The organism is Streptomyces sp. NRRL F-6492, assembly GCF_001280125.1.
In the GTDB taxonomy this organism is placed as follows: Bacteria; Actinomycetota; Actinomycetes; order Streptomycetales; family Streptomycetaceae; genus Streptomyces.
This window is the reverse complement of the sequence record NZ_LGEG01000287.1, coordinates 1-22,506: the sequence shown is the minus strand read 5'-3', so window position 1 is coordinate 22,506 and position 22,506 is coordinate 1. Positions and strand designations below refer to the sequence as shown.

19 protein-coding genes are annotated in these 22,506 nt (G+C 71.7%); 16 read left to right on the top strand and 3 right to left on the bottom strand.

The window, feature by feature from the left end; translation table 11 throughout:
* The first annotated feature begins 58 nt into the window (after positions 1-58).
* Positions 59-541: a DUF456 domain-containing protein gene (locus ADL08_RS34780; protein WP_053650285.1), complete on the top strand. Its 483-nt coding sequence runs from the start codon at positions 59-61 to the stop codon at positions 539-541.
* An 85-nt stretch (positions 542-626) separates the two neighbouring features.
* Positions 627-1,028: a PPOX class F420-dependent oxidoreductase gene (locus ADL08_RS34775; RefSeq protein ID WP_053650283.1), complete on the top strand. Its 402-nt coding sequence runs from the start codon at positions 627-629 to the stop codon at positions 1,026-1,028.
* Between the two features lie 3 nt (positions 1,029-1,031).
* On the opposite strand, the gene ADL08_RS34770 is transcribed toward ADL08_RS34775, so the two are convergent.
* Positions 1,032-2,405 (bottom strand): DNA-3-methyladenine glycosylase 2 family protein, encoded by a 1,374-nt coding sequence (locus ADL08_RS34770; protein ID WP_078967919.1) that lies wholly within the window; start codon positions 2,403-2,405, stop codon positions 1,032-1,034.
* 79 nt (positions 2,406-2,484) lie between these two features.
* Positions 2,485-3,594, bottom strand: a complete 1,110-nt coding sequence (rsgA, locus tag ADL08_RS34765) for a ribosome small subunit-dependent GTPase A (protein ID WP_053650281.1) — start codon at positions 3,592-3,594, stop codon at positions 2,485-2,487.
* Between the two features lie 347 nt (positions 3,595-3,941).
* On the opposite strand from rsgA, the gene ADL08_RS34760 reads away from it, so the two are divergent.
* The 6 genes from ADL08_RS34760 to ADL08_RS34730 all read left to right on the top strand — a co-directional run bounded on the left by ADL08_RS34760 (position 3,942) and on the right by ADL08_RS34730 (position 13,898).
* Entirely contained in the window at positions 3,942-4,277 is a 336-nt protein-coding gene (locus tag ADL08_RS34760) for a hypothetical protein (RefSeq protein ID WP_324610416.1), read from the top strand.
* A 152-nt stretch (positions 4,278-4,429) separates the two neighbouring features.
* Complete coding sequence (locus ADL08_RS34755; RefSeq protein WP_053650279.1) at positions 4,430-5,215, top strand: hypothetical protein; 786 nt, start codon at positions 4,430-4,432, stop codon at positions 5,213-5,215.
* Positions 5,216-5,287: 72 nt separating this feature from the next.
* Positions 5,288-5,671: a hypothetical protein gene (locus ADL08_RS34750; RefSeq protein ID WP_053650276.1), complete on the top strand. Its 384-nt coding sequence runs from the start codon at positions 5,288-5,290 to the stop codon at positions 5,669-5,671.
* Positions 5,672-5,697: 26 nt separating this feature from the next.
* Positions 5,698-6,198, top strand: coding sequence for a hypothetical protein (locus ADL08_RS34745; RefSeq protein WP_053650274.1), 501 nt, complete (start codon positions 5,698-5,700; stop codon positions 6,196-6,198).
* 225 nt (positions 6,199-6,423) lie between these two features.
* Positions 6,424-12,291, top strand: coding sequence for a hypothetical protein (locus ADL08_RS34735; RefSeq protein ID WP_159042964.1), 5,868 nt, complete (start codon positions 6,424-6,426; stop codon positions 12,289-12,291).
* Complete coding sequence (locus ADL08_RS34730) at positions 12,288-13,898, top strand: hypothetical protein (RefSeq protein WP_053650269.1); 1,611 nt, start codon at positions 12,288-12,290, stop codon at positions 13,896-13,898. Before ADL08_RS34735 ends, ADL08_RS34730 begins: the two co-directional genes overlap by 4 nt.
* 141 nt (positions 13,899-14,039) lie before the next feature.
* On the opposite strand, the gene ADL08_RS34725 is transcribed toward ADL08_RS34730, so the two are convergent.
* On the bottom strand, positions 14,040-15,164 hold the full coding sequence (locus tag ADL08_RS34725) for a YihY/virulence factor BrkB family protein (protein WP_078967918.1): 1,125 nt from the start codon (positions 15,162-15,164) through the stop codon (positions 14,040-14,042).
* A 17-nt stretch (positions 15,165-15,181) separates the two neighbouring features.
* Between ADL08_RS34725 and ADL08_RS34720 the strand changes: the two genes are divergently transcribed.
* The 8 genes from ADL08_RS34720 to ADL08_RS34690 form a co-directional block, all read left to right on the top strand.
* Positions 15,182-16,849, top strand: coding sequence for an acyl-CoA dehydrogenase family protein (locus ADL08_RS34720; RefSeq protein ID WP_053650265.1), 1,668 nt, complete (start codon positions 15,182-15,184; stop codon positions 16,847-16,849).
* 415 nt (positions 16,850-17,264) lie between these two features.
* Positions 17,265-18,566 (top strand): helix-turn-helix domain-containing protein, encoded by a 1,302-nt coding sequence (locus ADL08_RS34715; RefSeq protein WP_053650263.1) that lies wholly within the window; start codon positions 17,265-17,267, stop codon positions 18,564-18,566.
* Between the two features lie 239 nt (positions 18,567-18,805).
* Positions 18,806-19,375, top strand: a complete 570-nt coding sequence (locus ADL08_RS34710; protein ID WP_053650261.1) for a GNAT family N-acetyltransferase — start codon at positions 18,806-18,808, stop codon at positions 19,373-19,375.
* A 159-nt stretch (positions 19,376-19,534) separates the two neighbouring features.
* A complete protein-coding gene (locus ADL08_RS39130; protein WP_310591794.1) occupies positions 19,535-19,618 on the top strand; it encodes a putative leader peptide in 84 nt (27 codons plus the stop codon).
* Between the two features lie 137 nt (positions 19,619-19,755).
* Positions 19,756-21,453 (top strand): nitrite/sulfite reductase, encoded by a 1,698-nt coding sequence (locus tag ADL08_RS34705; protein WP_053650259.1) that lies wholly within the window; start codon positions 19,756-19,758, stop codon positions 21,451-21,453.
* Positions 21,450-21,629 (top strand): hypothetical protein, encoded by a 180-nt coding sequence (locus tag ADL08_RS34700; RefSeq protein WP_053650257.1) that lies wholly within the window; start codon positions 21,450-21,452, stop codon positions 21,627-21,629. Before ADL08_RS34705 ends, ADL08_RS34700 begins: the two co-directional genes overlap by 4 nt.
* Complete coding sequence (locus tag ADL08_RS34695; RefSeq protein WP_053650255.1) at positions 21,626-22,333, top strand: phosphoadenylyl-sulfate reductase; 708 nt, start codon at positions 21,626-21,628, stop codon at positions 22,331-22,333. The genes ADL08_RS34700 and ADL08_RS34695 overlap by 4 nt, the downstream gene beginning before the upstream one ends.
* On the top strand, positions 22,333-22,506 hold a 174-nt coding region (locus ADL08_RS34690), incomplete at its 3' end, for an adenylyl-sulfate kinase (RefSeq protein ID WP_159048517.1). The genes ADL08_RS34695 and ADL08_RS34690, both read left to right, overlap by 1 nt.

Below are 22,506 nucleotides of genomic sequence, written 5' to 3'. Positions count from 1 at the left end.
TCCCCCGTCCGCCCTCCGCGACCTGCGGGAATCCCCGGCGTCGTGCACGCTGGGCAGCGTGGGTGTGTGGCAGCTCCTGATGGTCGCGACGGTGATGCTGCTCGGTCTGTTCGGGGTCCTGGCGCCCGGCGTGCCGGGAACGTGGCTGGTGTGGGCGGCGATGCTCTGGTGGTCGCTGCACGAGCGGACGGACCTCGCCTGGATCCTGCTGGCCTCCTCGACCGGCCTGCTGCTCCTCACCCAGGTGATCGTCTGGCAGCTGCCGACGCGCCGCTTCCGGGGGGTCGGCATCACCCGCCGGATGGTGACGTACGCCGGGGTGGGCGCCCTGCTGGGCTTCGTCCTGGTCCCGGTGGTCGGCGCGGTCCCCGGCTTCGTCGGCGGGATCTACCTCGCGGAACGGCTCCGCCTGGGCGGCCACGGGCAGGCCAGGGCGGCGACCCGGACGGTGATGCGGGCGGCCGGCACGAGCGTCCTCGTCGAGCTGTTCGCCTGTCTGCTGATCGTGGGGGCGTGGGCGGGGGCGGTGCTCTGGGGCTGAGGCCGCGGGTCCTGGTCCCGGAGACGGAGGCGGCGTCGGTCCCGCCGCCGATCCACCGGGCGGGGATCGGCGCGATCCTGGACCCATGAGGAACTTCGAGGGTTTCAGCGAGACGGAGTGGACCTACCTCACGGAGGACCCGGGGCGGCTCGGCCGGATGGCGACCGTCGACCCGTCCGGGCAGCCGCAGGCCAACCCGGTGGGGTTCTTCCCTCGGGAGGACGGCACCGTCCTGATCGGCGGGTTCGCGATGGGCCGTACGAAGAAGTGGCGCAACCTGCGGGAGAACCCGAAGGTGGCCCTGGTCGTGGACGACGTGGTGAGCGTCCGTCCCTGGCGGGTGCGGGGCGTCGAGATCCGCGGCGAGGCGGAGCTGCTCGTGGGCCCGCACGGCCTGGGGCCGCACTTCAGCGAGGAGGTCGTCCGGATCCGTCCGCACCGGATCCACAGCTGGGGACTCGACGACTCCCGGGGCGCGGACTCCTGAGGGTCACCCGGAGCGGGACCCGGGGGCGGCCGGGACCTTGAGGTAGCGGGCGGCGTAGGAGCGCCAGGGCCGCCACTCCTCGGTCTCCGGGTCGCCCGGCAGGGTCACGTCGGGGTCGCCGAGGGCCCGCATCCGGATCAGGGCGGCGGCCCCGGGGGTCACTCCGGGGACGGCGAGCAGCGCGCGCTCGGCCTCGTCGCGGTCGGCCCCGGGATCGAGGCGTACGGCTCCGCCGGCGAGCGCGCGGGCCAGCGGCCCGGCGACGGGGTGGCCGGTCAGGTCCCGGGGCGCGGGGAAGAGGCGGGTGAGGCCGCCGCAGGCGGTGGCCAGGGGAGCGCCGTGCTCCTCGACGGCCCGGGCGGACTCCTCGGCGCCGAGGAGGGCCCGCAGCGCGAACTCCTCGGGCTCGGCCGTGCCCGGGGAGCGCACGCCCGGCCGGGCGGCCACCTCGGCGGCGAGTCCGGGGGCGGCGCCGAGGCGTTCGGCGACGGCGTACGGGTCGGCGTCCAGGTCGAAGAGGCGGCGGAGGCGGTGCACGGCGGTGGTCAGGTCTCGCAGCTCGGCGAGGTGGATGCGGGCGTCCAGCCAGCGCCCGGCGGAGCGCTCGTCGACGGAGACGATCCCGGTGCCGTACGGGAGGCGGAGGGTGCGCCGGTAGGTGCGGGCGCCGGGGGCGCCGAGGACCTCCTCGACGCGGGGCAGGGCCTCGGCGGCGAGCAGGTCGAAGACCTCGCCGGCCGCGTAGGGGCCCCGGTGGGCGAGCCGCAGCGGCACCCCGGCGGCGAGGGCGGTGCGGGCTCCCGCGCCGGTGCCGGCCTCGGCGCGCAGGGCGGTGGGGGTGCGGGCGTAGACGGCGCGGATCGTGTCGTTGAACTGGCGGACGCTGGCGAAGCCGGCCGCGAAGGCGATCTCGGTGACGGGGAGGTCGGTGGTCTGGAGCAGCAGCCGGGCGGTGTGGGCCCGCTGGGCGCGGGCGAGGGCGACGGGTCCGGCGCCGAGTTCGGCGGTGAGCTGGCGCTGGACCTGCCGGGGGCTGTAGCCGAGGCGTCCGGCGAGGCCGGGGACGCCCTCGCGGTCGACCACGCCGTCGCCGATCATGCGCACGGCGCGCCCGACGACGTCGGCCCGTACGTTCCACTCGGCGGAGCCGGGCACGGCGTCCGGGCGGCAGCGGCGGCAGGCCCGGAAGCCGTGGCCCTGGGCGGCGGCGGCCGTCGGGAAGAAGGCGACGTTCCGCCGCTTGGGGGTGACGGCGGGGCAGCTGGGACGGCAGTAGATGCCGGTGGTCCGGACGGCGAAGAAGAACGCTCCGTCGAACCGCGCGTCCCTGCTGCTGACCGCCTCGTAGCGGGTGTCGTCGTCCCTCACGGTCTCCAGTGTGCGGCGGCGGACGGCCCGGGGCTCGCGGTTTTCGGACACCGCGCTCCCCGGGGCCGTACCCCCTCGCCCGTACGGGCTACCGCAGCCGGCCGTTGCGCTTGAACTCCAGGGCGGCGCGGCCGGCGCTCATCGTGCGCTTCCAGTCCTTGCGGATCTCGTTGCGCAGGCGGACGTCGGTCTTGGCCACCAGCCGCTGGTTCTCGCGCATGAGCTTGCGGAAGCTCTCCAGGCGGCGGACGGGCAGGGTGCCGTCCTCGATGGCGGCCGCCACCGCGCAGCCCGGCTCGGCCTCGTGGGCGCAGTCGTGGAAGCGGCACTCGGCGGCCAGCTCCTCGATCTCCGAGAAGACCTGGCCGACGCCGGCCTCGGCGTCCCAGAGCCCGACGCCGCGCAGGCCGGGGGTGTCGATGAGGACGCCCCCGCCCGGCAGGACGAAGAGGTTGCGGGTGGTGGTGGTGTGGCGGCCCTTGCCGTCGACGTCACGGGCGGCCTGGACGGACATGACGTCCTCGCCCACGAGCGCGTTGGCGAGGGTCGACTTGCCGGCGCCGGAGACGCCGAGCAGCACGGTGGTGCCGCCCGCGACCGTCGAGGAGAGCACGTCGACTCCCTCCCCCGTGGCCGAGCTGAGGGGCAGCACCTGCACGCCGGGGGCGACGGTCTCGACGTCCTCGACGAGGTAGGAGAGGCCGACGGGGTCGGGGACGAGGTCCGCCTTGGTGAGGACGACGACCGGCTGGGCGCCGGACTCCCAGGCCAGGGCGAGGAAGCGTTCGATCCGGCCGAGGTCGAGTTCGACGGCGAGCGAGACGGCGATGACGGCGTGGTCGACGTTGGCGGCGAGGATCTGTCCCTCGGACCGCTTGGAGGAGGTGGAGCGCGCGAAGGCGGTACGGCGCGGCAGGCACGCCCGCACGTACCGGGGGTCGCCGGCGCCCTCGGGGTCGACGGCGGCCCAGTCACCGGTGCAGACGACCCTGAGCGGGTCGTGCGGGGTCACGAACGCGGTGTCGGCGCGGACGGTCCCGTCGGCGGTGGCGACGTCGCACTGACCGCGGTCGACCCGGACGACCCGTCCGGGGACGAGCCCCTGCGCGGCGTACGGCGCGAAGGCGGCGGCCCAGCCGGAGTCCCAGCCGTGGGCGTCGAGCGGGGAGGAGGAACCGAGGGAAAGCGAGGAAGACAAGGGGAACCCTTCGAAGGGCGGCCCCGGCGGCGCGCTCCGAGCGCGCGGATCGAGTGGGTGTCAGCCGGAGGCCACGGGGGTGGGAACGATGAACTCCTGAATGCGGGCAGTGCCCGTCACCGTGACAGTCATCAATGTCCTCACCTCCTGCTTCTTCTCAACGAACCGACACCGTTCGCTCGCGAACGGACGGGCAGAACCATAACCCCGCCCCGGGGCACGGCACCACCGGATTAAACGCGGAGCCTCCGCACGGCACCCGCGGCCGACGAATCGGCGCCGGGCCGCGAGTTGCGCCTCGATACGAACGAATCCGACCTGTCACAGGGGCGTGATCCGATGGCGTCATGGCGTGGGATGAATGGAACAGCGCGAAATCGGATGCGATCGCCCGACGGCAGGAGTCGACGCGGCTCAACCAACTGCCGGGCGGTCCGGGGAACAACGGACAGGCCGATCTCGTCGTGAACCAGGACGACCTCGGCACTGTCGGACACGAAGCGTTCGCGTTGCAGGGCTGGTTACAGAAGGAGGCCGACATCGCCGGTGCTGGCGCCGGTGCGGAGGGGGCGGGCTCCACGATGCAGGCGGCCACCGCCTTGAAGAGCAGTGGCTTCGCCCTCGGGAGTGAGCTGGAAACGACGGTGTCCGTATGGACCTTACAGGTCAAAAGCGTCCTTTAAGCCTGCGCGTACATCTCGAACCACCTGGACTACTCGAAGAGGACGCATGCAGAGGATGACGCCGCGATCACCGCGTCCCTCCGGAACCGCGACGGTTCGGTCGTGCCCGTTTCCCGCCTCACCGAGTACTTCGAATAAGGAGGAGGCACTTCATGGACTACGCAGAACTCATGGAAGTCGACCTCGCCAAGCTGGGGACAGCGGTCACCGAGTTGAGGAGCCTCCAGCAGCGAGCCAGGCGGGTGACCACCGAGGCCAAGGAGAACTTCAGCGTCACCGGCCGGAAGGACGGAACCGTAGCGATCGCAGACGCCCTCATATGCGAAGTGGACGGCCCCGGACAGAAGAAGCGCGACCTGATGCAGTGGTACGCCGACACGCTCGCAGGAATCGTCAGCCACGCTGCCGAGGTGGACGCGGCCGCCGTACAAGCACTGCGCGCGAGTCATGGCGAAGATCCGACCAACGCCGGTCGCGCCTCGTATACGTCGCTCGACCAGGACATGCTGCCCCGCGCCGTGAAGCTCGCCGGCCTGGGAGATGACACCAAGGACGAACAGCGTGCGGAACTACGGAGGCTGTGGCAGTCCCTGAGCCCCGAGAGCCGGGCGCAGTTGTGGACACAGCACAAGGAAGAGCTGCTGGCGGCCGGTGTGCTGACACCGTCTGTCAAACGGGTCGCTGTCGATGACGGGGCGGGACCGTACAACGTCGATTCACCGGGCTTCGGGGCCTACTGGATGGAGTTCCAGGCCAACGGAATCTCGAACAGCGGCGACTTCACCGGCAAGACGGATGCGGCCCGGCATATGGATCATTACCTGAACGGGACCGGCATCCCAGTTGATCTCGATGTCGACAGGATGCTGAACGACGAAAACGACACGGTCCTGCGTGATGCGTCAGAGGCGAAGCGGAACGGACAGGAGGAGAAATAGCGTCGTCAGGCACTTGAAGCCTTCGCACAGTCGGGCGGCAGGCCCGTCGCGATCCCCGTGGAGACCTCGGGGGTGGGTTACACCCATGACAAGGGCCCGGACGGCATGGCGAACTGGTACCTCGCGGTGGGCAGCGGCATGACGAACACGACGGGTGTCGTGATGGCGGTACCCGGCCCGGACGGCAAACCACAGGTCAGCGTCGACTATCAGGTCAATGTGTGGGACCGGTACAACTGGGACCCCGGCAAGGCCACGCCCCTCGGCCCCACCACGGTGACTGACGCCGACATGGCAAGCATGCACACGACAGGGCAGGCGGAGGAGTTCGATCTGAGAGGGAGCAGCTCGGTGCAGCGGCACGACCTGACGTCGGGCGGTGCCTGGCCTGACCCTGAGGAGCTGGGGCAGGACGGCACACGTACCGACATCGGCCGGAATGGGGATGCCCGATGAGCATGAGGTCACGAGGCCGGTGGCCTGTGGCACTGGTCGGCGGGGTGGCCGTGCTCGCGGGGCTGGCGACCGGATGCTCGGAGTCGGCGGGGAACCGCAGCTCGGCGGTGGACCGCTCGTCTGGGCAGGCGTCCCGTTGGGCGGCCGGGGCCACCGTGGAGTCGGCGGCCGGGGCGCTGCACGTGCGGTTGCCGCCGACGGCGACGGAGGCGAAAGCGGCCCATCTGGAGGGGTTTCAGGACGACGGCCTGATCATGGCGTTCGTCCTTCCTACGGCCGAGGTGGACGGGTTCGTCGCACAGTTGGATCCGGAAGAGCCGCTCACCCTGCGGGAACGGCCGCTCGCCCGCAACACGAACCCGTCGACGCCGTTCTCCCACCTGGAACTTCCGGAGCCCGACCTGTCGGCGAAGGTCCTTGAAGGTCAGCTGTGCGCGCCGTGCAAGGAAAACCTCGACGGGTTGAAGATCGCGGTGATGCAGATCGACGCACGCAGCAGCCGGCCCTACCTCAGCGGTGCCGACTGACATAACAGCCGTATCACCCCTGCCGTCCCACGGTACATCGTCACGACCATCTGGTATGACTGTTGGTCACCAACGCGACGTGTCGGCCCGCACGTGCGATCCACGGGGGTGGGGGCAGGGAACCGCAGCCTGATGTCCGCAGGCTGGCCGAAGGGGAGCAAGGGGGGCGTCTGAATGCATTCCGTTTCGGCGTGGAGGCAGTGGCTGCACGAGAGGCCACAACTCGTGTTGCGGCTGTTCCGCCACGTCGAGAAAGCGCATGGGCCGAACCTCCTGCACTACCGGAGCGGCCCGGCCACGGCGGCGCTGCGCAAGACGAACGGGGCACGCCTGTGGGTCAGTCGGGCCCCGGAGAACCTGCTGCGGAACCTGAGCTACTGCGGGTTGAGCATCAGCTACATGCGACTGGATGAGCTGGGCCGTGGTGACGATCTCGCCGCCCCGGACGTCGACCAGTTGTCGGAGTTGCTCGGACTGCTGCCGGCAGAGATGGCCCAGATCCTGCTGCACGGACTTTCACTGCACCCCGGCCTCCCGGCTCATCGTCTGACGCACGACCATGCGGACGACCTGTGGAAGGCCGCGCAGGCCGAGGGCGACCCGATACCGAATGAGATCTGGGAGCGCGCGTCCTGTCTCGTGTTCGGAGAGGGCGAACCCGATGACGACCATGCTCCGGACACGGGGCCCGGCCGAACGGTCGGCCCCGGGGCCCAAGAGGACGGTGAACCGGTGACGACGGTGACAACGGCGGACGCCGACACGCTGTCCCAGCGGACGGTCCTGCTCCGCACTGACGCCCGAGCAGTGGCCGATCGGCTGGACGCGTTCACCACCGCGATGCGGGACGGTCGGCTCGGGGCCGACGAGGGCCTCCTGCGAGCGGTGCTCTCGTGGATGCGCGAGCGCGGAGAGCTGGACAGCGCCTTCTCGGATGCCGGGGCGGGGCCCTGGAACGCGGAACAGGGCTGGGTCGAGGCCGAAGCGCTGCTCGGGGAACTGCGCGAAGAGGAGGAGCGACACCGCCAAGTCGAACGGGAGATCGCCGAGGTCACCAAGGCCCGCGAGGAGGCCACAGCGGTATTCGCTTCCCTCTCCAGCGAACTGATGCGGGCGAACATCGTCGAACAGATAGCGAACTTCGACGCGCGCCTTGCCCAACTTCGCGGAGACGTACCGACACAGGCACAGGAGGCGGTCGCGGACGCCGAGAAGACCGACCGCAAACCGGAAGCTCCGGACGGCGGCACGTCCTCGGACGTATACGGGGACAGAGACGATACGTGTCTGGACGGGGATGGAGACGCCCCGGAGGATGGGGCGACCGACCCCCGTGAGGAATCCGCTTCCACACCCCCCACATCGCCGGAAGTCGACCAAGAGGCCGCACCCGACGCCGCCCTGGAGCGCGACCTGACGGCCGGCCCGGGCATTTCGGCGGAGGCCCTGCCCTCCCCCCTTCCCCCGGTGACGGCGCAAGCGGGTGAAGCCGGCCTCGACCGGCAGAGTGAGGGGCCTGAGAAGGACGGCGAGGAACAGGCCGATGACGCCCCGGCTTCCGACGTCCTGCCCTCGGCCCCCTCGGACACACATGTCCCCGTGCCCGCCCGGCGCGCTTCCGACGAGCCCTTTGCGAAGGAGCCCGAGCCCGCGGCGGAAAGCGCCACCCACTCCTCCGAACCTGCTCCGGTGTCGGTCGACGTGTGGTCCGGCGACCGGGCCCCGGTGACCGCCCTGGTCGCCCAGGGCAGGCTGGCCGAGGCCTACTGGCTCGCCCGTGCCGCCGGGGCGCCCGAGCACCGCGTACTCGCCCTGGAGTTCGCGGACGCGGCGTTCCACGTTCCGGCCGCCTCGGCATCCGATCTGCAGGTGCAGATTGAGGAGCGCCTGGAGGCCGTCGGGAAGCGACACTCCTGGGGCGATGACCACGACGCCCAGCTGGTCCTGCTCACCGCCGCCATCCGCAGCGGCGTCTCGGCCCGCTGGGCAAGCACCGTCCTGACCGAGAACGCGTCGGTACCCGGTCTCCCCGTGCCGTGGGCCGATGTCCTCGAAGGGCTTGCCCAGGCGGTCGTCGTGGGTGCGGAGATCGAGCCGGGCAGTCTGCAGTCCACCGCCACTGAAACGGCCGGCGACCGTTACGAGAGGATCGCTGATCAGGCCCGTCAGCTCACCGTCGATCTACCGAAGCGCAAGATCCGCTACCAGCGCGCCACTGTTGTTCTGCAGACGCTGGCAGCGCCCGACGGTGTGCTTGGCCGCTCGCTCCAGGCGATTGAGAACTGGGCGGAGGGCGAGGGCAGGGCGGGACAGCAGGAGCTGCTCGCCCTCTCCGAGGAACACTTCAAGCGTGTAAACGCCGTGGACCGGCTCATCGACGAGACCGATCGGGCCAAGCGCAGCCCCAAGCAGTCCAAGGATGACATCCACGCCGGTGCCCGTCAGCAGTTGCGCGCGCACATCAAGAGCGTGCAGGACCTCCTGAAGGCGGCAGTGAGGGTGGCCGAGACGCCGCGCTCGTCCGGCAGCCGTGAGATCAGCCGCGGGCTCAAGGCGGCCGTCGAGGCCGCCAGGACCGCGGCTCCGGCGCCGGGTGTGGGCGGCGCGCTTCTCGGCCTGCTGCTGCGGTGGCTGGACCACTCGTACGCGCCCGAGGTCCGGGACACCCGGTTCCCGCCGCCGCCCGACGAACTCCTGATGGTGCCGGGCCTCCCCTGGCGTACCGAAGACGGCCGGGATGTCCCCGACCTCTCCCACCGGGACGCGTTCGACGCCCTCTCGGCAATGCTCGGCCCCGTCGATCCCGTCAAGGCTCTCGCATGGCACCGTGAACAGGGCGACCTGCACCTCGCCGCGCGCGTCCTGGAACAGATCTCCGAGGGTGAGGTTCCCGGCGTCGAGCTGACGGCTTCCCAGGTCGCCGAGCTGCGGCAGGGAGCCACCACGGCGTCCGAGGTCTGGCGGGCCCGATGTGCGGGGAAGCATCGCAGGGCCCAGCTGGGGCTGGCCCGCGTCCGGGCGCACAACCTGTTGACCCGCGAGACCGAGCGTGAGTTCACCGGCAGCCTTCTGGACCTCGAGGGTGAAAACCACGGCGGCCGCTACCGGGAACGCCTGCGTGCCATCACGGCGATCGCCGAGCGCCTGAGCGCCTTGGAGCAGGAGAAGACGGACGACCTGCGTCAGCAGCTCGACCAGGTCCAGATGTCCGAACAGGACAAGGCCCGCATCCGCGAGCTGCTGGACCGCGGCGAGACGGTGGCGGTCGAGGAATTCCTCTCCTTCGCCCACCAGGGGCAGCCTTTGCCCGGATCCGCAAAGCCCGCCAGTGACGTCCTCTCCCGGTTCCTGGAGGGGGTGGCCGACCCCAACGCGCCCAAGTCGGACCAGGACGGCGGCAGTGCCCGCTGGTGGGCGGACCGCTACGCCGACGGCGACGCTCTGGTGCCGAACGCCGAAGCCGGCCTCCAGGCATGGGACCGGCTGGCCCAGGGCCGGGATGAGCGGAAGATCGGCCGGGCGGTCGTCAGTGTGCTCCGGCTCCTGGGGCTGTCCGCGTCCCAGCCCAATGTGGAAGAGGCCTCGTGGGGGGTCACGAAACTGAGCGTGCGGGCCGACATCACGGAGAGCACGCCCGGATACGTGGCTGCGCTCGGTTCGCAGGCCCGCCGCGCGTACAAGGTGGTCGTCATCACCGACCAGCTCCGGGGTGAGGGGCCCTTGCGGCACCTGCCCGCGTCGGCGATCGGCGCCAACATCATCCTTTACACGCAGCCGCTGGGTGTAGAGGGCCGCCACCGCTTGGCCACGGAGTCGCGGGGCCGAACTCAGCAGGCGCTGGTCGTCGACCCGGCCGTGGTCGGGTGGGTCGCCGCGCGGGCGCCGCGCTCCTTCCGCGCCGTGCAGCGGGTCACCCTGCCGTGGACCGGCTACACCCCGTACACCCCGCACGTCGCCGGACTGGTGCCTCCGGAAGTGTTCAAGGGCCGCACGGACGAGATGCGTGCGGTGATCGACCCGCAGGGTCCGATCTTCCTGTTCGGCGGGCGGCAGCTCGGCAAGTCGTCCCTGCTCAGGCATGCTGCGGAACTGTTCCAGAAGGACGACCAGGACAACCGTGTCGCCGTGTACGTCGACCTGATGAAGGCCGACATCGGGCACGCCGAGCCGCCGGAGGGAATCTGGCGGATGCTGTTGGTCGAGCTGAAGCGGCGGGGCGTGCTCAGCGAGGCCATCGCGGACCGGGCACCGGCCAACGTGATCGCCACCGCGGTCCAGCAGTGGATCGAGGCGGCGCCCGAACGCCGCATCCTGCTTCTCGCAGACGAGGCCGACGCGTTCCTCACCGCGGACGCCCAAGCCGTCTACACGGGCGGCGGCCAGTCCACGTTCCCCACCGTGAAGCGGCTGCAGCGGCTCATGGAGGACACCGGGCGGGACTTCAAGGTGGTGTTCGCGGGTCTTCACCAGGTGCAGCGGTTCAACCGCCTGATCAACGTGGTCACCGCGCACGGCGGCCGGGACGTGCCGGTCGGACCACTGGATCCGCAGGACGCCGTCGAGCTCGTGGAGAAGCCCATGGCCGCGGTGGGGCTCGCCTTCGAGACCCGGGACCTCGTCTGGCACATCCTCGGCCTGACCAACTACCAGGCCAACCTGCTGCAGATCTTCTGCGACCGCCTGGTCGCCTACATGCAGCAGCGGCCCATGCCCGCCGAGGGCCGTCACGTGCCCATCACCTGGGAGGACGTCCAGCAGGTCGCCGGGATGGAGGAGGTCCGCGGGCTCATCGCCGAGCGTCTGCGCTACACCATCAACCTGGAGGACCGCTACCGCGTCCTCGCCCTGCTCATCGCGGTACGCAGCCTGGAGAAGGGCCACGGGCACGGTTACCGGCCCGCCGAACTCCTCGAGCACGCCCGCGAGCGCTGGCTCGACGGGTTCCGGCTCGTCACCGAGCACCAATTGATCATCTACCTCGACGAGATGGTCAACCTCGGACTGCTGATCAAGCTCGACGGCGAGCGGGTCTACGCGATGCGCAGCCCTAACGTGGTCAACATGCTCGGCACCAAGCCCGAGCTTGAGAACGAACTCCGCGACACCCAGTTCGACCAGCCGTATGACTACGACCCGAAGGTCGCCCGGCGTGCCCTCGGCTTGGACCGGCGCACCCGTGTCCAGCGGATGAGCCCGCTGACCGACGGGCAGCTGAGCGAGATCCTCGAGCACACGCCCCGCACCACTCTGGTGCCCTGCACGCCCGCACTCGGCGCGGACCTGGTGAGGCGCGGACTGGAACTGCACGTCGACGGCCACGGTCTGACCATCGTGCCGGTCGGCCCCGACGACGACCTCACGGAGGCCATCACCGCGAACTCCCGCCGCGGCGGCGGTTCCCGTCTCCTCTTCGCCGATCTCCGGGGCCAGGACATCGACCGGTTGCGGAAGGCCGTCGAACGGCTTCTGGTGTACACGGACGGCGCCGGAGGCGAGGGAGCCTCGTCCGCTCCTCCCCGCCGCTACGCCGTCGTCCTGTGCGACCCGGACACCGCGGAGGGAGTGGAACAGGCCGTCGGGGTGGTCCACCCCGAACGGTGGAACCTGAACAGCCTGCGTGCCTGGCCGGAGTCCCCGTTCACCTCTCCGGACGACCGGCGGAACCTGATCCGGGTGACCGGCGGCTGGCCCGTGCTGGTGGAACTCGCCATGACGAAGGTGCGCCTCGGCAAGCGGCAGCAGGACGTGTTCCAAGAGCTCCTGGCCGAGATGGCCAGCCCGCAGAAGGCGGCGGCACACCTGGAGCTCGCCGGTCTCGCTCCCTCCGATGTGAACCGGCTGTCCACCTGGGCACAGTTCTACGAGGAGGACGACCACCGCGCCGGCAAGGCGGTCGCCGGTCCCGGTGACCTACAGGCGGCCTTCATCGCCTCCGGGCTCTTCGACGAGGCCGACGCCGAGCGCGCTCTGGAGGCGGCGGAGCGGTTCCTGGCCCGACTCGACCGCATCGGCATCCTCGACGTCATCGAGAAGGGAACCACGCTGGACCCGGTCACCTTCCGAGCCCTGAAGGCGATCGGTGACAGCCGATGACGCACACCGCCCGGAACGAGGGGGCGACGGCCGGGGGAAGCGGTACCGTCCCTCCCGCACCACCGTTCGCCCGGCAGGACCTCGTACGTCTTCCCGGGCCGCGCAGGCACCTCGACCGGCTCGAACAGGACTTGCGGGCGGGACTCAACTGTGTCTGGTACTTCCCGGACACGGTGGTGGAATCGGGCCGGGCGGACTTCTTCCTGCGCGAGCTGATGGGTCGGCTGGAGGAGTCCGTACCGGTACCGGGGTCGATCGCGTCGGCTGAGGACGGCGCCCGTGCGGCCGGCTCCGGAACGATCCCGTTCCCGGCCCAGCGCTCCGCCGGCGCGACGCCGGACGGTCCTCCTGCCCGGGATCCCTTCGACCCCTGGCACGAAGAGGACGACGGCTTCGACACCGACGACCCCTACGGCGCTCTCCTGGGCTCCGCGGCCACGGCCAGTGCCCCGGTCGTCCCGGGGGCCGGGATCTTCGTCCCGCAGAACACGGCCTCTCCGATGTCGCTCATCGACCGCTTGGCCAAGGAGCTGGGCGTCACCGACGCCCCGCTGAACGAGTTGCTCAGGAGAGCCCACCGGTGTCGTGAGGGATACCCTGCCGACGACCCGGACGACGAGGACGACGGCTCCGCGCCGGACTCCCCGCCGACCGTCGTGGTGCGGGGCTGGGAGGAGCACTCGGCCGAGGAGATAGGCCAGCTGTTCCGCGCCGCCCACGCCGCTTTCCGGGAGGCGGGCCTGTCGGCGGAGCGGCGTCCCCGTTTCCTCTTCGCCGCACGGGTTCGAGACCTGCCCAGCAAGGTCTTCGGAGTGGGCCTGGGACCCAGCGACGTCACTGTGCACTGGTGGTGGCGGGTGTGGACCCGCCTCGACAGCGAGGTTCTACTCGCCTGGCGGCCGCGTCCACCGGCGACTGCGGCCCAGGCACTGCTCGACCGGGTGACGGACGCGGTCGTCGCCGAGGTCTGCGGTCCCGACGTCGACCGGGCCCTCGTCCTGCGCGAGGTGTGGAAGGGAGGCGACGTGGAGTCCCTCCGCCGCGCGCTGGCCGCCACACTGCCCGATCCGGGGAAGGACCCGGGCCGGAACTGGTCCCGCCGGATGTCCACCGCGCACGCCTCCCTCCCGTCCGCGGAGATCCGTGACGCCTGGGAGACCGGATCCGTCGACAGCTGGGACGGTCGTGTCCGTCCCGTGCTGGCCCACCACCTCCTCGATCCGGACTCCAACGAGCTGCACATCCTCGTGTGCCATGCCCAGAACCGCGTCCTGCTTCCGCTCATCGAGGAGGCCCGCATCTCCTTGACCGAAGTGGTCCCCGGCCTGCTGCGGAGGGGAATCGCGCTGGACTACTTCCGGGACCAGGCCAGATCCGACTATCAGGTGAGGAACAGGCTTCCCGCCGCTCCGCTCGCCGAGCTCGAAATCGGCGACCTGTCCCGGGCCGCACGGCTCCTGGTTCTGTCCACGGACCAACAGGACCGGCTGAGGACCCTGAGCAAGGCCAGGAACCACCTGTCCCACCTCCAGCCACTGGGTCAGGAGAAGCTCGTCGCCGTCACGAAAGCCCTGACCACCGACTGGGCCGCCGACGACGAGAGCTGACCGCAGGCCGTGAGCCTCGCCGACGGGCATCGCGGGCAGTGATCGAGCGGTGTCACGGTGCGGTCATCGGGACCGTCGCAGCGGCCCGCAGGGCGGTTCAGGTGGGGCAGGGACGAGAGCTCCCCGGACGCCTCTCCGGGATCAGTCCTTCTCCCAGTTCGAGTGGAGCCGGGACTTCACGTCGTCCGGGGGGAGGAACTTCGACCAGCGTTCGGGGAACTCGGAGGGCATGTCCGGGTCGTCCTCGTCGACGTCGTCGGCCTCGGCGCGGACGCGGGCGACGAGTTCCGCCGCCTGGACGGCGCGGGCGCGTTCGTTGGCCTCGCGGGCGGCGGCGGTGGCGACGGAGGGCCAGACGCGGTCGATGGCGGCGTTCACGGCGGCGCCGACGAGGACGGCGAAGGCGGAGACGCCGATCCAGAGGAGGACGGCGATGGGCGCGGCGAGGGAGCCGTAGATGGTGGGGCCCTCGACCTGGCTGGTGAGGTAGATGCGCAGCAGGAAGCTGCCGAGGGCCCACATGCCGAGCGCGACGAGGGCGCCGGGGATGTCCTCGATCCACGGCGACCGCACGGGCACGGACACGTGGTAGAGCGTGGTGAGGAAGGCGATGGACAGGAGGATGACGGCCGGCCAGTACAGGACGGAGACGACCTCCGTCCCCCAGGGGACGAGCTCGACGACCCGGTCGGGGCCGACGACGGCCAGGGGCAGCACGACGGCGCCGATGACCAGGGCCACGAGGTAGAGCAGGAAGGCGAGCAGCCGGGTCTTCACGATGCCGCGGTGGCCGTCGAGGCCGTACATGACGGTGATGGTGTCGATGAAGACGTTCACCGCGCGGGAGCCGGACCAGAGGGCGATGGCGAAGCCCAGGGAGATCAGGTCGGGCCGTTTGCCCCGGGTGACGTCGTCCAGGACCGGTTTGGCGATCTCCTCGACGCCCCGGTCGGAGAGGACCGTGCCGGCGGCGCGGAGGATGTTCTCCTGGATGCTGGTGACGGTGTCGGTGTTGGTCCAGTCGTCGGCGTAGCCCAGGAGGGCGATCAGGCCGAGGAGCAGGGGCGGCAGGGACAGCAGGGTGAAGAACGCCGCCTCGGCGGCGAGGCCGAGGATCCGGTACTCGATGCACGAGTTGACGGTGTCCTTCAGGAGCAGCCAGACCATCTTCCGCTTCGAGACGTTGCGGTAGAGGACACGGGCGCGGTGGAGCCTGCTCCAGGGCCGCCGCTCGGGCCGTTCGGGTGTTTCGCTTGCTGGCTGCACCTGCTTACCGTATCCGCATGGCGCGGACCACCCACACAGTGACCAATCAGCCCCCTCCCCTGGTGGGGTACGACGTCTTCACGGGCGACCGTGCCCTGGTCGAGGCGGTCGAACGGCACCTCGATCCGGGGCTGCTCGGGGAGGCCCTGGAGTCCCTGGCGCTGCTCGGCCGGGCGACGGGTTCGGAGCAGGTGCGGGAGTGGGGCGAGCAGGCGAACGAGAACCCGCCGCGGCTGCGGACCCACGACCGCTACGGCCACCGGGTCGACGAGGTCCACTTCCATCCGGCCTGGCACCGGATCCTGGGCCGTTCCGTATCGGCCGGTCTGACGGACGCGTGGGACCGGCCGGGCGGACACGTGCGGCGCGCCGCCGGGTTCCTGGTGGCGACGCAGGCGGAGGCGGGGCACGGCTGCCCGCTGTCGATGACCCACGCGGCGGTGCCCGCGCTGCGGATCGAGCCGGAGCTCGCCGAGGTGTGGGAGCCGGCGGCCCGCTCGCACGTGTACGAGCGGGCGCTGCTGCCCGTCGCGGAGAAGCCGGGCGTCCTGCTCGGGATGGCGATGACGGAGAAGCAGGGCGGCAGCGACGTCCGGGCGAACACCACGGAGGCGCGGCCGCTCGCGGTGGCCGGCGAGTACGTCCTGACCGGGCACAAGTGGTTCTGTTCGGCGCCGATGTCGGACGCCTTCCTGGTCCTGGCGCAGGCCCCGGCGGGGCTCACCTGCTTCCTGGTGCCCCGGGTGCTCGCGGACGGCTCGCGCAACGCGTTCGCGATCCAGCGCCTGAAGGACAAGCTGGGCAACCGGTCGAACGCCTCGGCCGAGGTGGAGTTCGACGGGACGACGTGGGCGCGCCGGATCGGCGAGGAGGGGCGCGGGATCCATTCGATCATGGGGATGGTGGCGGCGACCCGGCTCGACTGCGTGCTCGGCTCGGCGGCGCTGATGCGGCAGGCGGTGGCGCAGGCCGTGCACCACTGCGCGTACCGGAGCGCCTTCGGCGGGCCGCTGATCGAGAAGCCGCTGATGCGGAACGTGCTCGCCGACCTGGCGCTGGAGTCGGAGGCGGCGACGGCCCTCGGGATGCGGCTGGCGGCGGCGTACGACGCGGTGGAGGACGGCGGGGCGGACGCCGACCGGGAGCGGGCGCTGCTGCGGATCGCGGTGCCGGTGGCGAAGTACTGGGTCACCAAGCGGTGTACGCCGGTGGTGACCGAGGCCCTCGAATGCCTGGGCGGCAACGGGTACGCGGAGGAGTCGGGGATGCCCCGGCTGCTGCGGGAGTCGCCGCTCAACTCGGTCTGGGAGGGCTCGGGGAACGTGCAGGCCCTGGACGTGGTGCGGGTGCTGCGGACCGAGCCGCTCTCGCTCGACGCCTTCCTGCGGGAGGCCGGGGCGGCGCGGGGCGCGGACCACCGGTTCGACCGGGCGGTGCGGGAGCTGCTCGCCGAGCTGGCGGACCTGGACGGGATCGAGGCGCGGGCGCGGCGGCTGGTGGAGCGGATGGCCCTCGTGCTCCAGGGGGCGCTGCTCGTGCGGTGGGCCCCGCCGGAGGTGGCGGACGCGTTCTGCGCGGCGCGGCTCGGCGGGGACGGCGGCGCGGCCTTCGGGACGCTGCCGCACACCCTGGACCTGCGGTCGGTGGTGGAGCGGGCGCGGGTGGAGGTGGAGGCGGAGGCGTAGGCGTAGCCGTCGGGTGCGCGTGGGTGTGGGGGCGTGTCGGGCGTGGGGACGTGTCGGGCGTGGGCGTGTTGCGCGCGGGCGGAGGCGAAGGCCTGTTCGCGTGGGCGGGCGGGGGCTGTTCGCGTAGGCGGGCGGGGGCCCGTTCGCGCGCGTACGTGGGTGTGTGCGGGCGCGCGAAGAAGCGGGGGTGGTGCTGCGCCGACACGGCACCACCCGCCGCTCGCCCAAGGCTCGCCCAGGAGGGCGGGGGAGGGCGAGAGTTGCAAAGGGTTGCAGGATTACCCGAACCGGGTCTCGCCGGACGGTCCCGGGCGGCACGATGGGCACCGGCACTCCGGACGTCCGCCCCCGTGCGAACTCCGGTCGTCTGCCCTGTGCAGAACCGATACAGCACCCGGGTGGCGGGGAGAGACCGATGAAGAACACGCAGCTCGACATGGGGCGGCTGGCCGCCATGGACGCCGCCCGGGCCACCAGGCTGCTGCACCGGGTGCGCGAGGAGACGCTGGCGGGCCGGACGCCGCCGATCGCGCCCCGTCCGGTCATCGACGCGTCCTGGCAGCGGATGGCCCGGCTCGGCCTCGACCCCGACCAGGGCACCAGCACCGTGCTGCTCCAGCGCGACGAGCTGGAGGAGCGGCGCAGGACCACGCTCCTCGCCGAGGTCATGCAGACGCTGACCCTCGGCCTCGCCGGCATCGCCGACGCCTCCCTCCAGATCATGGTGGTCACCGACGAGCACGGCCGGGTGCTGTGGCGGCAGGGGAACTCCGGGGTGCTGCGGCGGGCGAACGGCATCTGCCTGGAGGAGGGCGCGGCCTGGACCGAGCACACGACCGGCACCAACGCGGTCGGCACGGCGCTCGCGCTGGGCCGGGCGGTGCAGGTCCACTCCGCCGAGCACTACCTGCACACGCTGCACAACTGGACCTGCGCCGCCGCGCCCGTGCGCGACCCGCGCGACCGGCGGCTCCTGGGGATCCTCGACGTGAGCGGTCCGGCGTCCACCTTCCATCCGGCGATGCTGGCCCTGGTCGACTCGGTGGCGCAGCTCGCCGAGGCCGAGATGCGGGAGCGGCACCGCCGGTCGGTCGAGCGGCTGCGGTCGGTCGCCGCGCCGATCCTGTGCCGGGTGGGCGGCCGGGCCGTCGCGGTGGACGCGCACGGCTGGACGGCGGCGGTGACCGGGCTCGCGCCGGTGGACCGGATCCCGCTGCCCAAGTCCTTCCGCGCCGGACGGGTCTGGCTGCCCTCGCTCGGGACGTGCGCGGTGGAGCCGCTGCCGGGCGGCTGGCTGCTGCGGGTCGAGGAGGAGGCCGGGGCCGGGGAGCCGGACGCGGAGGCGCCGCAGCGGGTGGTCCTCGACCTGAGCCGGCCGCGCCGCTGGACGGTGTCCGTCTCGGGTCCCGCGGGCGGCTGGCAGCAGGAGCTCAGCCCCCGGCACGCCGAGCTCCTCTACGTCCTGGCGCTGCACCGGGGCGGGCGGACGGCGGCGGAGCTGGCGGAGGACGTGTTCGGGGACCGTACGAGGACGGTGACCGTACGGGCCGAGATGTCCCGGGTGCGCCGGACCCTGGCGGGGGTCCTGGCCCACCGCCCTTACCGCTTCCGCGAGGAGGTGGCGGTGGAGGTCCTGCGCCCGGAGCCGCCGGCGGACCTGCTGCCGCACTCGACGGCCCCGGCGGTACGGGCGGGGGTGCCGGGGCGGCCGGTGTGACGAGCGGGGTGGGCGTGACGAGCGGAGGGGCGTGTGACGAGCGGGTCGGAGGTCGTACGGAGCCGGTTCCGCACGGGGCGGCCGACGTGACGAGCGGCCCTGCGGGCGGGGGTCGTGCGGGGCCCGTTCCGCGCGGGAGCACCCGCTTCTGTCCACCATGCGGACACCCGTCTCCCCGGGCCTCCCCCTCCCCCGGGGCCGCCCTGGGAATCTCGCGCTCCCCGTGATGCGATGGCCCCATGAGCATCACTCTCACCACCTGGTCCCTCGAACAGACCTCCCCGTCCGATCTGCGCCCCGCCACCCCGCCGGAGGGCGACGACGTGGCGATCCGGCGCGCCGAGGTGCCGTCGGCGGAGTTCAGCCGCTTCCTCTACACCGCCGTCGGCGGCGACATCCGCTGGTCCGACCGGCTGTCGCTGACGTACAAGCAGTGGCAGGAGATCGTCGAGAAGCCGGGCGCCGAGATCTGGGTGGCGTACGAGAAGGGGACGCCGGCCGGGTACGTGGAGCTGGAGGCCCAGGCCGACGGCGCGGTGGAGATCGTCTACTTCGGCCTGATCCCGGCCTTCCGGGGCCGCCGGATCGGCGGGCACCTCCTCTCGTACGCGACGGCGCGCGCCTGGGACCTGGCCGACCGCTGGCCCGGCCGGGAGGCCACGCGGCGCGTCTGGCTGCACACCTGCTCGCTCGACGGTCCGCACGCCATGGCCAACTACGAGCGGCGCGGCTTCCGGCTGTTCGACACCAAGGTGGAGCAGGTCGAGGAGACCGGGACGCCCGGTCCGTGGCCCGGCGCACACGCCTGAGGCCAGCCGGCGGAAGAGGTCCGGAAGAGGGGTCCGGGGGAGGCTCCCCCGGACCCCTCCCGCGTGACACATACCACACCATCTCGCCCTGCGAGACGACAATGTCCATATCCTGGACGATGCTGGACTGGTTCCAAAGTCCCGTGACACGCTTCCGCCATGTCTGGAACTGGAATTGCCTTGGTGAGTCGGCGGCACGTCGACCTCGGCCGCATGTCCAGCGCCATCTGTCCGGCGCGCTGAGGGAACCAGCACCGCCGCGATCACCCTTTCCAGCCGACTCTGCCCCCTCCTGCTGCGCACTGCCGCGCCACCCTCTGACCCGAGCGCGCGTGTGCAGGTCAGAGCCGCCCTCCCGCAGTCCCGAAGGACGAAACGCCATGGCCGCCACCCCGGAAAACCACACCCCCGCCGCCGCCCGCCGCAAGGCCGGACGTCACCGCGGCGAGGGCCAGTGGGCCGTGGGGCACTTCACCCCCCTGAACGGCAATGAGCAGTTCAAGAAGGACGACGACGGTCTCAATGTGCGGACACGTATTGAGACGGTCTACTCGAAGCGCGGCTTCGCCTCCATCGACCCCAACGACCTGCGCGGACGCATGCGCTGGTGGGGCCTCTACACCCAGCGCAAGCAGGGTCTGGACGGCACCAAGACCGGTGTCCTGGAGCCGGAGGAGCTGGACGACGAGTACTTCATGCTCCGGGTCCGCATCGACGGCGGCCGGCTGACCACCGAGCAGCTGCGGGTCGTCGGCGAGATCTCCGAGGAGTTCGCCCGGGGCACCGCCGACATCACGGACCGGCAGAACGTCCAGTACCACTGGATCCGCATCGAGGACGTCCCCGAGATCTGGAACCGCCTGGAGGCGGTCGGCCTGTCCACCACCGAGGCCTGCGGCGACACCCCGCGCGTCATCCTCGGCTCCCCCGTCGCCGGCATCGCCGCCGACGAGATCATCGACGGCACGCCCGCCATCGACGAGATCTACCGCCGGATCGTCGGCAACAAGGACTTCTCGAACCTGCCCCGCAAGTTCAAGTCCGCGATCTCCGGCTCGCCGCTGCTCGACGTGGCGCACGAGATCAACGACATCGCCTTCGTCGGCGTGCACCACCCGGAGCACGGCCCCGGCTTCGACGTGTGGGTCGGCGGCGGGCTCTCCACCAACCCCAAGCTCGGCGTCCGCCTCGGCACCTGGGTCTCCCTCGACGAGGTCCCCGACGTGTACGAGGGCGTCATCTCGATCTTCCGCGACTACGGCTACCGGCGGCTGCGCAACCGCGCCCGCCTGAAGTTCCTCGTCGCCGACTGGGGCCCGGAGAAGTTCCGCCAGGTCCTGGAGGACGAGTACCTCCGGCGGAAGCTGACGGACGGTCCGGCCCCCGAGCAGCCCGCCGGCCGCTGGCGCGACCACGTCGGCGTCCACCGGCAGAAGGACGGCCGGTTCTACGTCGGCTTCGCGCCCCGCGTCGGCCGCGTCGACGGCGCCACCCTGACGAAGATCGCCGAGGTCGCCGAGGCGCACGGCTCCGGCCGGGTCCGCACCACCGCCGAGCAGAAGATGCTCGTCCTGGACGTCGAGGAGAACCAGGTCGACTCGCTCGTCGCCGGCCTGGAGGCGCTCGACCTGCGGGTCACCCCCTCGCCCTTCCGGCGCGGCACGATGGCCTGCACCGGCATCGAGTTCTGCAAGCTGGCGATCGTCGAGACGAAGGGCCGCGGCTCCTCGCTCATCGACGAGCTGGAGCGCCGGATCCCGGAGTTCGACGAGCCGCTGACCATCAACATCAACGGCTGCCCGAACGCCTGCGCCCGCATCCAGGTCGCGGACATCGGCCTCAAGGGCCAGCTCGTCCTGGACGACGAGGGCAACCGCGTCGAGGGCTACCAGGTGCACCTGGGCGGCGCGCTCGGCCTGGAGGCCGGCTTCGGCCGCAAGGTCCGCGGCCTGAAGGTCACCGCGGCGGAGCTCCCCGACTACGTGGAGCGGGTCCTCACGCGCTTCCAGGCGGAGCGCGAGACCGGCGAGCGCTTCGCGACCTGGGCGGCCCGCGCCTCCGAGGAGGCGCTGTCGTGAGCGAGCGCGCCGCCCCCTTCTTCTGCCCCTACTGCGGCGACGAGGACCTGCGTCCCAACGAGCAGGGTCACGGCGCCTGGGAATGCGCCGCGTGCAGCCGGGCCTTCCAGTTGAAGTTCCTGGGGCTGCTCGCCCCGGGTACTTCGGGCAACACTCCTGGAAGGGACGAGACATGACGATCGCTCAGGACGTCACCGCGGCCGACCTCAAGGCACTCGCCGAACAGGCCGGCCGCGAGCTGGAGGACGCCCCCGCGACGGAGATCCTGCGGTGGGCCGTCGACACCTTCGGCGAGCGCTTCTGCGTCACCTCCTCCATGGAGGACGCGGTCGTCGCGCACCTCGCCTCCCGGGTCCGCCCCGGCGTGGACGTCGTCTTCCTCGACACCGGCTACCACTTCGAGGAGACCATCGGCACCCGCGACGCCGTGGACGCCGTCATGGACGTCAACGTCATCACCCTGACGCCGCGCCGGACCGTGGCCGAGCAGGACGCCGAGTACGGTCCGAAGCTGCACGACCGCGACCCCGACCGGTGCTGCGCGCTGCGCAAGGTCGCCCCCCTCGAAGAGGGCCTGACCTCGTACCGCGCGTGGGCCACCGGCCTGCGCCGCGACGAGTCCCCGACCCGGGCGAACACCCCGGTCGTCGGCTGGGACGAGAAGCGCCGCAAGGTCAAGGTCTCGCCCATCGCCCGCTGGACCCAGGACGACGTCGACGCGTACGTCACGGAGCACGGCGTCCTCACCAACCCGCTCCTCATGGACGGCTACGCCTCCGTCGGCTGCGCCCCCTGCACCCGCCGCGTCCTGGAGGGCGAGGACGCCCGCGCCGGACGCTGGGCGGGCCGCGCCAAGACCGAGTGCGGGCTGCACGGCTGATGACCACGACCCCCCGCCCCCCTTCACAGACCTCCCGGGAGAACCACGTGACCGGTGCCACCATCTGGCTCACCGGCCTGCCGAGCGCCGGCAAGACGACGATCGCGTACGAGCTGGCCGGCCGGCTGCGCGGCGAGGGCCACCGCGTCGAGGTCCTCGACGGCGACGAGATC